Raw genomic sequence first — 11536 nt, forward strand, 5'->3', positions numbered from 1 at the left:
TCTCACAACCATTGCGTCATCCCCCCAATCCACAACGCCAGCATTGGCACCACCAACACAAAGAACAACCCATTCCAGTGCCAGGCGATCCGGTAGGGGGAACGGTGGATCAGTTGGCTGAGCACCAGCATGGAGGCGGTGAACGGGGACGAGATCATCGACAGGCTCCAGGCGCACATCAACCCGACCGCCAGAATTCTCGGGTCCACCCCGACGCCGTCACCCAGCAGGGAGGCTAGCAGGGTGACAGAGACAATCGGGTTCAGGCCCACTTGCGCCAGCCCGACCACCAGCAACATGGCTGCCACGGCCATGGCGGCGCCTTGCAGATGGGTGGCCAGTAGCAGCTCGTGCAGGGCATGTTGATCCACCAGGGGGGTAATCAATGCGCCCAGGCAGGCGGAGCCGCCCAGCACGGCAATTTCTCCCCGGTTGGAACCGAAGATCAAGCGCGAATGCCGGGCGAGCAAGGTGAGCGATCGGCGCAGCCCGGTGCCGCCCCCCAGTCGCCGCCTCTGCTTTGCCATCCACAGGATGGCAGCAAGCGGGCAGGCAATCAGGACGGCGACGGGCAAACGCAGATTTCCTGCCAGGGCGACGGCAAATACGCTCAGGGTGATCAGCAGGGCCAGCAAGGTGAAGCGAATCAGTGGCGATAGCGAGGGCGGTTGTGTTGCAGGGACCCGTTGCGCCAGTTGTTTGGGTCTGAGCTGCCAGTCCAGCCACCAGCCGAGCAGAAAAAAGAGCCCGGCGGTGGGCAGCGCCACCGGGGCCAGGCTGGCCCAGGTGAGACTGGGCATATTGGCCAGAATGACTGCCATGGTCACCCCCAGAGGCGATACCAGAGGGGCCAGGGCAAAGCCGCGCAAAATGGACAGCATCATCCGCCGTTCGCGGGCTTGCTGGATATCATCGTGGCCACCAGCGGCCTTGAGGGTATTGCTGCGCATCACCATGGCGCCGAACAGGTTCAGCACTCCGATGTTAATAATGATGCCGAACAGCGCCGTCCCCAGGGACAGTGTGGGGTAGCGTAGGGCGGGCTTCTGGCGGATCAGGGTCTGCCCGGCATCGCGAACCAGCCGCGAGCGCATGGCAGAGACGCGCAGCAGGCCCAGTGATGAAACGAAAGTGGCGAAAAAACAGAGGCGGTCCAGGGCCTGGAGCAAAACCGGAACAGGCTGAGCTTCACTCCAGATAACAACGCCGGCCATGGCGATAACCACCAGCAGAATTCCCTTGGCCATCCGCGCTTGCCGGGGCCATTGCACCAGCAGGTAAAGCAGCAGTGTGACCCGCGCCAGCCAGGCCCCGGCGTCCAGATCGAACACCAGAGACAGTATTGTGCCGATCATGCACAGGGGGAGGGTGTAATCGAGGGGGCGGGTCAAGGGCATGAATGAGCTGCAAGTTGAAAGTTTAAAGTTAAAAGGCGCGTTCAGGGTCAAAGCTAATTGATGAAATCAGTGCCCGCGATTAAATGTCGTATTCGCGATGCAAGCATCGCTTCCCACAGGGATCAAAATGGCGGCTGTTTTTGTGGGAAACTATGCTTGCATAGTGAATACAGCCTGTCGGCGCGGCTCCGACTTTGTTCGATTGGCAGCAACAGCGATTCGCTGTTTCAACTTTAAACTTTCAACTATTCCCCGCCTGCCGTGCCAGTTCCCGGGCGATGACGATCTGCTGGATCTGGGTGGTGCCTTCATAAATGCGGAACAGGCGCACATCGCGATAGAAGCGTTCCACCGGATAGTCCGCCATGTAACCTGCGCCGCCGTGAATCTGCACGGCACGATCGGCCACCCGGCCTACCATTTCCGAGCAGAACAGCTTGCAGCAGGAGGCGTCCAGGCTGACCCGTTCTCCCCGGTCCTTGCTGCGGGCGGCTTCCAGTACCATGGAACGGCCGGCGAAGGCTTCTGCCCGGGAGTCAGCCAGCATGGCCTGAATCAGCTGGTGCTCGATGATGGGCTTGCCGAACTGTTTGCGCTCGGCAGAAAAATTCACCGCGTCTTCGATGAGCCGGTAGGCAACGCCCACGCAGATGGCGGAAATATGCAACCGGCCCCGGTCCAGCACTTTCATGGCGGTTTTGAACCCCTTGCCTTCCTGTCCGCCGATAATGTTCTCTGCGGGTACCCGGCAATTTTCAAAAATGATGTCGCAAGTGTGGGCGCCTTTCTGGCCCATTTTCACGTCCGCCTTGCCGCGGTGAATGCCGGGGGTGTCGCCATCGACGATAAAGGCGGTAACGCCGCCACCGCCTGGGATATCCGGGTTGGTGCGCGCCATCACGGTAAAGAGGCCGGCGTGGGGGCCGTTGGTGATAAAGCGTTTGGTACCGTTGAGAATATAGTGGTCGCCGTCTTTTTCGGCACGGGTTTTCACCGCGCCGGAGTCGGAGCCCACGTCCGGTTCGGTCAGACAGAAGGCGCCGATCACCTCCCCGGTAGCGAGCTGGGGAACGTATTTCTGTTTCTGCTCGTCGGTACCATCAATCAGGATGCCCTGGGCGCCGATACCATTGTTGGTGCCCATGAGGGAGCGAAACGCAGGCGAGGTGCGACCCAGTTCAAAGGCCACCATCACTTCCTCTTCCATGGTCAGCCCGAGTCCGCCAAGCTCTTCCGGAATCGACAGTCCGAACAGGCCCATGGCCTTCATGTCGGCGACAATGTCGTCGGGAATGGCGTCACTTTCGGCCACTTGCTGTTCGGCGGGAACGAGCCGTTCGCGTACAAAACGGGCAATGGTGTCAGTCAACTGCGAGAGGATTTCGGCATCACGAATCATGGCTGGGTCCGGCGGCTATAATGTGGTTCGAGGCGGTAACGGCAGATTCTTGTTGGGTGGTTGCGGCCAGGGGAGGCATGTCCTGTGACTGCCCGGTTGCACCACTTGCATCGCACTCTGTCACGGCCTATTCTGCCCGTCAAGTTTCAAAACATCATTCCGCATAGCGGACGAACTGGCTGCAGCACGCTCCAGGCAGCACGCAACAACGCGGTGGAAGCCATTGGATTTGGTGACCTTTTGGCGCGCGCCCCACACTGACTCGTGGGCACGGCCGTGACGTCTGGCCGAGGGCGTTTACGCGTTGCTGCGTGTTGCATGGAGCATGCTGCGCATTCGGAGAATGTAATGCTTGATGCCTATATTTACGATGGTCTGCGCACCCCCTTTGGCCGCCACGGCGGCGCGTTGGCGCCGGTGCGGCCGGATGACTTGCTGGCCGGGGTGATCCGCGAGCTGGTACAGCGCAATCGTTTCGAGCCTGCGGGCTTTGAAGACGTGGTTATCGGCAACACCAATCAGGCCGGTGAGGATGCCCGTAACGTGGCTCGCCATGCGGGTTTGCTTGCCGGCCTGCCGGAATCGGTGGCGGGAATTACCGTGAACCGTCTCTGTGGCAGTGGCCTGGCCGCGACTCTGGATGCCGCCCGTATGGTCACTGTGGGGGAGGGGGAGCTGATCATTGCCGGTGGTACGGAATCCATGAGCCGGGCGCCGTTTGTCATGGCGAAGGCGGAAAAAGCGTTCAGCCGGGATATGACGATTTTCGACAGCACCATTGGTGCCCGTTTCCCCAACCCGACCATCCTCCAGCAGTTTGGTGGCGATACCATGCCGGAGACGGCACAAAATGTGGCTGAGGATCTGGGCATCAGCCGTGAATCCGCGGACGCCTTTGCCGCCCGATCCCAGCAGCGTTACCAAGACGCCCGTGAGCGGGGCTTCTTCCGTGAAGAAATAACACCGGTAACGGTGCCGCAGGGTCGCAAGAAAGACCCGCTGACGGTGACTGATGACGAGCACCCGCGTCCGGGAACCGGCGTGGACAAGCTGGCCAAACTGCCGGCGATTGTGGACGGTGGGGTGATTACTGCCGGCAATGCGTCGGGGGTGAATGATGGGGCGGCGGCGCTGATCGTGGGCTCCCGAGCGGCCGGAGAAGCCGCTGGCATTGCCCCCCGTGCCCGTATTCTGGCCGGGGCCGTTGCTGGTGTGGCGCCTCGCGTCATGGGGTTGGGGCCGGTTGAGGCCTGTAACAAGGCATTGGCCCGGGCCGGCCTGACGCTGGAGCAGATGGATGTCATCGAAATCAATGAGGCATTCGCCGCCCAGGTGTTGGGCTGCTGCAAGCAGCTGGGGCTGGCTGGCGATGATGAACGTCTGAACCCGAATGGCGGCGCTATAGCCGTGGGCCATCCGCTGGGTGCCTCCGGCGCCCGCCTGGCCCTCACCGCCACGCGGCAGCTGGAAGCCACTGGCGGTCGCTATGCACTGGTGAGCCTGTGTATCGGGGTAGGCCAGGGTGTGGCCATGGTGATTGAAAGACAGTGAACAATTAACGATGCCGCAGCGCGGACATTGTCTGATGAACATGTCCGCTCTGCGGGAATGAACCGAACAGGATTGAAGATGCAGAGATTTGATTGGAAAGATCCCTTGTTGCTGGAAACCCAGCTCACCGAAGACGAGCGAATGATCCGTGATGCGGCGCAGGACTACTGCCAGAGCAAGTTGATGACGCGTGTGCTTGAAGCGAATCGTCACGAGATTTTTCACCGGGAAATCATGACGGAAATGGGGGCACTGGGCTTTCTCGGCCCCACCATTCCTGAGCAATATGGTGGCGCCGGCGTGAACCATGTCAGCTATGGCCTGGTTGCCCGTGAAGTGGAGCGGGTGGATTCCGGCTACCGTTCAGCCATGAGCGTGCAGTCGTCCCTGGTGATGTTCCCTATTTACACCTTTGGTAGTGAAGCGGTGCGCGAGAAATACCTGCCGAAGCTTGCCACCGGTGAGTGGGTGGGCTGCTTTGGGCTGACCGAGCCGGACCATGGTTCTGATCCGGGCTCCATGAGCACCCGTGCCAAAAAGGTGGATGGCGGTTACCTGCTAAATGGGGCCAAGACCTGGATTACCAATTCGCCGATCGCGGATGTGGCGGTGGTGTGGGCCAACCTGGACGGCAAGATCAACGGCTTTGTGGTGGAGCGGGGCTTTGACGGCTTCAGCACCCCGAAGATCGAAGGCAAGTTCTCTCTGCGTGCATCTATCACCGGGCAGATCTCGCTGGACGATTGCTTTGTGCCGGAAGAAAACCGGTTAGACGTGGAAGGCCTGAAGGGGCCGTTCAGCTGCCTGAACAAGGCGCGCTACGGGATTAGCTGGGGCGCCATGGGAGCGGCGGAATTCTGTTGGCATGCGGCTCGCCAGTACACCCTGGACCGCAAACAGTTTGGCCGCCCCCTGGCGGCGACCCAGCTGATTCAGAAAAAGCTGGCTGACATGCAGACCGAGATCACCCTGGGCTTACAGGGCGCCTTGCAGCTGGGCCGGTTGATGGATGCAGGAGACTGGTCACCGGAAATGGTCTCGCTGATGAAGCGCAATAATTGTGGCAAGGCCATTGATATCGCCCGTCAGGCCCGTGACATGCATGGCGGCAACGGGATCAGCGATGAATACCATGTGATTCGTCATGTGATGAACTTGGAAGCGGTGAATACCTACGAAGGTACGCACGATGTTCACGCCTTGATCCTGGGCCGGGCACAGACCGGCTTGCAGGCCTTCGGCTAACAGGCGAACCCTGCCACTCTTGCTCTGAAGGTGTGTGCTTGAGGGGCAGGGTGGCAATGGCGAACGGGATAGGGGGAAAGGAAAGTGGCCTGTTATATGCACGGCTGTACCAGGGTGTCACCCTTGGTAACGTGTGGCTGCCCCAATTTTGTACACAGTTTTTTGTCAATGCTCTTTTTCTGCAGAAAAAAATGACAACTACGTTAAATACCCATAAAAAATAGCGTAACCTGTTGATATTAAAATGAAAAAATGATTGATCAAAAAGTGATCATGTCGTCCTGAGGCGTGATTTTTGGGTGATGTTGCAATGTTTTCTACCGTCTATGCACAGGGTTATCCACAGGATCTGTGGAAAAAGTCTGGCAGTCAGGGAGACACTAATCTGCCATAGACCGAAAACACAGGTTCGTTATGACAGATATATGATTTGTCTGGCGCTTTTGCACAAGCTGATCGCTCCCGCCATTTTGCCAACAGGGTCAACCCCTTTCTGTGAATAGCGTAAAAAAACACCAATAAGTCACTGAATAATCAATGGTTTCTGATTCGCGTAAAAATAAACCAGTTTGCGGGAAGCGGCGTATGCCGGGCGCTTCGGGGGCTTTTAGTCAGGTTGTTCACAAAGTTATGCACAGCTTTTGTGGAATAATCCCCAGCACAGAAAAAATCATGATGGGCTTGACCTTTCGTTGTTTGTCCGAGCCTGTGTTAGCCTGGTGAAAAACCACGCAAGTCGCTGGAAGGCCCGCCACCACTGGCTTTGGCCGCGTTATCCGACACTCGCTAACAGTGTTATCCACAGATGCCGTGGATAGAAAACCGGGTGTGAGTAATTGTGCTGGTGTTAACAGGCTGATGCCTGCGATGTGTTTATCTGTGGACTGCAGAACCAAAAAAGGCGCCGTGAGGCGCCTTTTTTGTGCTTCTTTGCAACGAGTGCGCTAGAAGCGGTACTCACCACCGTCGATGCCGTTTTGCGTGGCTTCGTCCAGTTTCTGGTAGCAGCTTTCACCAGGCAGCAGTGCGTACACCGCGTTGCTTTGTTGGCTTAGGTCATACTTCTGTTCCTTGAGCTTGTTTTTCTGGTGCTTGAAGGTGCCCGTGGTTTCCATGGCTTCTTCGTTGATACGCAGGAAAACCGGGATGGCGTAAGGCGGCAATTCCCGCTTCAGGTACTCACACAGGCCCTGGAAGTCAAAGTCGCTGTGGTTACCGGTCAGGCGGATCTGGCCCATGCCGGCACGGCCGTTGGTGTTGGGAATCTCCACACCGTAGACCACGGATTCCTGGATGCCGTCGTAGCCATCGAGAATCTGTTCCACTTCGGTGGTGGATACGTTTTCACCTTTCCAGCGGAAGGTATCCCCGAGGCGGTCCACGAACTGGGCGTGGCGGAAACCGATATCGCGCATCATGTCGCCGGTGTTGAACCAGGCATCACCTTTGGCGAACACATCACGGTAGATGGATTTCTCGGTTTTTTCCGGGTCGGTGTAGCCGTCGAAAGGGGTCTTCTCGGTGATCTCGCCCAGCATCAGCCCGGATTCACCCTTGCCGACCTTGATCATATGGCCTTTGCTGTCACGCACCGGCTCGTCACGCTCTTTGTCGTATTTGACGATGGCGTAGCTGACCGGAGAGAACCCTACGGTGTTGTCGAAGTTGAATACGTTGGTGAAAGCCACGTTGCCTTCCGAGGAGGCATACAGCTCGACCACACGATCAATGCCGAAGCGATTCTTGAAGTCTTTCCAGATGCTCGGGCGCAGGCCGTTACCGACGATGGTGTGGATCTTGTTGTCCTGATCGTTCGGCTTTTCCGGTTGCTCGTGCAGGTAACGGCACAGCTCGCCCACATAGCCGAAGGCGGTACAGTTATGGCGGCGGATGTCGTCCCAGAAGCCACTGGCGGAGAATTTGCGCGCAATGACAATGGCGCCGGCACTGGCGATCACGGACGCCCAGCAGATCACCATGCCGGTGGCGTGGTAGAACGGCAGGGTGGTGTAGATGCGGTCATCCTTGGTCAGGCGTACGGCGGAGAAGCCGAAGCCACCATAGGCTTTTTCCCAGCGGCCGTGGTTGAAGACCACCGCTTTGGGCAGACCAGTGGTGCCGGAGGTGTAAATGTAGAACAGCGGGTCGCGCAGGAAAGTCTGCTTGCTGGACGCCGGGTTCTCACTGGAGCAGTCACGGCTTTCGCTGGCCAGGTTCTTGTAACCCGCGGGGGCTTCACCGGGGTTCTCCAAGGTGTTCTGATCCGCAAAGAAGAAGAAATTGTCTTTCAGATCCAGATCACCGCGGACTTCTTCCACGGCATCAATCAGTTCTTCGCCAACGATGGCGGCTTTGGGTTTCACCAGATTGAAACTATGGATCAGTACCTTGCCGCGCTGGGAGGTATTGATCAGGGCCGCGCAGACGCCCAGCTTGGCGCAGGCAAGAACAGTGGCCAGCAGCTCGGGGCGGTTTTCCACGTTGACGGCAACGGTATCGCCTTTTTTCAGGCCGATAGAGGCCAGGTAGTCTGCCAGGCGGTTGGCCCAGGCGTTGAACTGCTTGTAGGTAAGTTCTGTGTCCTGGTAGATCACGGCAGCGCCATTCGGGTTCATGCTGGTGGCGCGCTCGATAGCAACGCCCAGCCCCAATGGCTTGCTGGTGTCAGTGATTTTCGCCATCTTCGAGCCCTTGATCAGGCCGGGAAGATTGGTGATTACCTCTGGAACCTTGGACAGAAGCTTGGGCAACGTGATGATGTCGGCGTTGCTCATAGGATCTCCATTGTCTGTGTTCTTGGAAGGCCCGGAAAAGCCGGGAGCCCAGTGTTGGCAAGCGGGCGCTTACCTTAACCGTAGCACCAGGGCAGGGCAAGCGCCCTGCCCGGTGGCAGTGCCCGGGGAAATTGTTGGGCCCCGTTTTGGCCCAATTTGCCCGGTGCAAATTATTGGAGCACAGCGGAGCATCCCTCTCCGTGGCTAAATTGTCACTGACCGGATGTGACAGCTGCGTCCGGGGTGACGGTAACCAGCAATTGCTGGCGTTTTACCTGGCTGCCGGGGCTCAGATCAAGCGCCTCTACCTTGCCGTCGCAGTCTGCCTTCAGGCTGTGTTCCATTTTCATGGCCTCCATGACCACCAGAACCTGCCCCTTGCTGACGGTATCGCCGGCTTTCACGTTCACGTCGATAATGGCGCCGTCCATGGGGGCACGGATCAGGCCGGAACCGGCCTGGTCGCTGCTGCCGGCAGCGGTGTGGGTATCATCGGTGAAGCAGGCGGTGCGGCCCTGACATTGCAGCCAGTATTGCTTGCCATCCTGTAACACCTTGACGTCCACAGCGACGCCGTTGACGGCCACGCGGTTGTCGCTGAGTGGCGCCAGGGTGATGGCTTGTGCCGGGTCGCCGACGCTGATCTGTGCCGCGTCATCCTGATAGCGGATGTAGAGCGTCTGGGTGTGTTCGCCGCAGCGCAGGGTGACCGGCTGTGCGCCCAGGGTGCTGGAGTGCCAGCCGCGCAGGGCATCAGAGGGGGTTTCGCTGCGACAGTGATACAAGGCCGCCAGTGCCCATAGCAGGGCGTCCGGGGCATCGCCGGCCAGGCTGCTGTCGTCGGCAAAGTCATCACCAATAAAGGCGGTAGTCGCCTCACCACGGGCAAAGACCGGATGGGCGAGGATTGCCGCCAGGAACTGACGGTTGTCGTTGACGCCCATCAGGGTGGTGTCTTGCACGGCACGAATCAGGCGGCGACGGGCGTCTTCACGGCTATCACCCACGGCAATGATCTTGGCCAGCATGGGGTCGTAATGGCTGCCGATTTCGGCACCTTCCACGAGACCGTGGTCGATGCGAATACCGTCACCACTGGCCGGTTGCCAGCGCAACACCGGGCCGGTTTGCGGCATGTAGTTCTGTGCGGGGTCTTCCGCGTAGAGGCGAACCTCCATGGCGTGGCCGGTGAGCTGTACCTGATCCTGGGTTAAAGGCAGGGGCTCGCCGCGCGCCACCTTGATTTGCCAGGCGACCAGATCCAGGCCGGTGACCAGCTCGGTGACCGGATGCTCTACCTGCAGGCGGGTGTTCATTTCCAGGAAGAAAAAGTCTCCCTCCGGAGCAAGCAGGAATTCCACCGTGCCGGCGCCCACATACTGGCAGGCCCTGGCCGCCTGCACGGCGGCCTCGCCCATGCGTTGGCGCAAGGGTTCGTCCACGGCCGGGGAGGGCGCTTCTTCCACCACTTTCTGGTGACGCCGTTGCACGGAGCAGTCGCGCTCGCCCAGATGGATTACGTTACCGTGGCGATCACCGAATACCTGGATTTCCACATGCCGGGGCTGCAGGACAGCGCGTTCCAGGATCAGCTCGTCACTGCCGAACGCGTTTTTGGCTTCCTGACGGGCGCTTTTCAGCTGAGCGCTGATATCACCGGCGTCGGTAACCACGCGCATGCCCCGGCCACCCCCACCGGCACTGGCCTTGATCATCAACGGCAGGCCGATGCGCTCCGCTTCCTGTTGTAGGCGCTCATCACTTTGCTCTTCGCCCTGATAACCGGGGATACACGGCACGCCAGCATCCTGCATGGCGATCTTGGAAAGCCGTTTGGAACCCATCAGTTGAATGGCGTCTTCATCGGGGCCGATAAAGATAATGCCTGCCTCTTTGCATGCCTTGGAAAAGGCGGCATTTTCGGAGAGAAAGCCGTAACCGGGATGCACCGCATCGGCACCGGTTTGCTGGCAGGCGGCGAGCAGGGCGTCCATGTTCAGGTAGGAGGCGCTGGCCAGGGCCGGGCCGATGCAGACCGCTTCGTCAGCCAGTTGCACATGACGGGCACCGGCATCCGGCTCGGAATAGACCGCCACGGTCCGGTAGCCCAGGGACTGGGCGGTGGCGATGACCCGGCAGGCAATCTCGCCACGGTTGGCAATCAGGATTTTTTCAAAGCTCATTGTGATTCCTTACCGGTGTTCCGGTTGAAAATGCTTTCCCGCACAGAGCGGCGCTTTAGGCGCGAACAGCTCAGGAGCGAGGAGCCTGTGACGAGTACCAAATGCAAAACGAAGCCCATGGTTCCGGGTTTTCGCGACTCGTTACTCGCTCCTCGCAAGGTGTGCTCTTATTGATTCCAGGCCGCCGGGCGTTTTTGTACGAACGCCATGGTGCCTTCCTGGCCTTCCTCGCTGTTAACCGCCGCAGCAAAGTCGGTGGCGGCCTGGTCCAACAAGGTATTCATGGGAATGTGGCTCACGTTCAGCACCAGCTCCTTGGTAACCCGGTTAGCATGGGGCGCGCAGCGACGCACCGCCTTCAGGGTGTTTTCCAGGGCGGTATCCAGGGCGTCGCTGTTGTCAGCAACCTCATGCACGATACCCAGCCGCAAGGCTTCGTTCCCTTTGAAGCGTATGCCGGTCAACGCCAGGCGGCGGGCCTGGGTCAGGCCGATGCGTTCCACCACAAAGGGGGCAATTTGTGCGGGGATCACGCCCAGCCCGGTTTCCGGCAGGCCGAAAGTGGCGTCTTCGCTGGCGATGGCCACGTCCGAGATACACGCTAGGCCGAAGCCGCCGCCAAGGACAGCCCCTTCCAGCACGGTGATTACTACCTGTGGCTGACGGTTGGCTGCGGTAATCATTTCCCCGAAGCGGCGGTTCAGTGTCTGGAAGGCATTATCGTCGCCGCCGGCGGCCTGCTGTCGCGCTCCGGCCATGTCCTTGATGTCGCCGCCGGCACAGAAGTGCCCGCCAGTACCGCGCAGAACGATGGCGCGAATGGTTGTATCGCCGGCCACGCTTTCAAACACCGCCATCAATTCGTTCACCATGGTCAGGCTCATGGCATTGCGGCTTTCGGGCCGGTTCAGCGTGATATGCAGGACGGGGCCGTCAAGGTTGATTAGCAAGGTTTCGGTGCTGGGTAAGCTCATGCTTCACCTCGTT

General features: G+C 59.3%; 7 protein-coding genes. 2 read left to right on the forward strand and 5 right to left on the reverse strand.

Annotated elements, in window-relative coordinates:
* Positions 1-2: 2 nt before the first annotated feature.
* Entirely contained in the window at positions 3-1397 is a 1395-nt protein-coding gene (locus ADG881_RS17040; protein ID WP_232211747.1) for a hypothetical protein, read from the reverse strand.
* A 241-nt stretch (positions 1398-1638) separates the two neighbouring features.
* Positions 1639-2796 (reverse strand): acyl-CoA dehydrogenase family protein, encoded by a 1158-nt coding sequence (locus ADG881_RS17045; RefSeq protein ID WP_007150497.1) that lies wholly within the window; start codon positions 2794-2796, stop codon positions 1639-1641.
* 348 nt (positions 2797-3144) lie between these two features.
* On the opposite strand from ADG881_RS17045, the gene ADG881_RS17050 reads away from it, so the two are divergent.
* The gene (locus ADG881_RS17050) at positions 3145-4347 is read left to right on the forward strand and encodes a 3-oxoadipyl-CoA thiolase (protein WP_007150662.1); all 1203 of its coding nucleotides are present in this window, start codon (positions 3145-3147) and stop codon (positions 4345-4347) included.
* 78 nt (positions 4348-4425) lie between these two features.
* Complete coding sequence (locus ADG881_RS17055) at positions 4426-5592, forward strand: acyl-CoA dehydrogenase (RefSeq protein ID WP_039927037.1); 1167 nt, start codon at positions 4426-4428, stop codon at positions 5590-5592.
* 944 nt (positions 5593-6536) lie between these two features.
* On the opposite strand, the gene ADG881_RS17060 is transcribed toward ADG881_RS17055, so the two are convergent.
* From ADG881_RS17060 to ADG881_RS17070, 3 genes are all read right to left on the reverse strand, one after another.
* Positions 6537-8366, reverse strand: a complete 1830-nt coding sequence (locus ADG881_RS17060; protein ID WP_007151559.1) for a long-chain-acyl-CoA synthetase — start codon at positions 8364-8366, stop codon at positions 6537-6539.
* Positions 8367-8578: 212 nt separating this feature from the next.
* Positions 8579-10549: an acetyl/propionyl/methylcrotonyl-CoA carboxylase subunit alpha gene (locus ADG881_RS17065; protein ID WP_007151303.1), complete on the reverse strand. Its 1971-nt coding sequence runs from the start codon at positions 10547-10549 to the stop codon at positions 8579-8581.
* Positions 10550-10716: 167 nt separating this feature from the next.
* Positions 10717-11523, reverse strand: coding sequence for an enoyl-CoA hydratase/isomerase family protein (locus tag ADG881_RS17070; RefSeq protein WP_007150893.1), 807 nt, complete (start codon positions 11521-11523; stop codon positions 10717-10719).
* Between the last annotated feature and the right edge of the window lie 13 nt (positions 11524-11536).

The organism is Alcanivorax sp. DG881, from assembly GCF_000155615.1.
Lineage (GTDB): Bacteria > Pseudomonadota > Gammaproteobacteria > Pseudomonadales > Alcanivoracaceae > Alcanivorax.

Excerpts from the sequence above, each read along its gene's own strand:
- ADG881_RS17040 (WP_232211747.1), bottom strand. The coding sequence starts at position 1,397 with ATGCCCTTGACCCGCCCCCTCGATTACACCCTCCCCCTGTGCATGATC.
- ADG881_RS17045 (WP_007150497.1), bottom strand. The coding sequence starts at position 2,796 with ATGATTCGTGATGCCGAAATCCTCTCGCAGTTGACTGACACCATTGCC.
- ADG881_RS17050 (WP_007150662.1), top strand. The coding sequence starts at position 3,145 with ATGCTTGATGCCTATATTTACGATGGTCTGCGCACCCCCTTTGGCCGC.
- ADG881_RS17055 (WP_039927037.1), top strand. The coding sequence starts at position 4,426 with ATGCAGAGATTTGATTGGAAAGATCCCTTGTTGCTGGAAACCCAGCTC.
- ADG881_RS17060 (WP_007151559.1), bottom strand. The coding sequence starts at position 8,366 with ATGAGCAACGCCGACATCATCACGTTGCCCAAGCTTCTGTCCAAGGTT.
- ADG881_RS17065 (WP_007151303.1), bottom strand. The coding sequence starts at position 10,549 with ATGAGCTTTGAAAAAATCCTGATTGCCAACCGTGGCGAGATTGCCTGC.
- ADG881_RS17070 (WP_007150893.1), bottom strand. The coding sequence starts at position 11,523 with ATGAGCTTACCCAGCACCGAAACCTTGCTAATCAACCTTGACGGCCCC.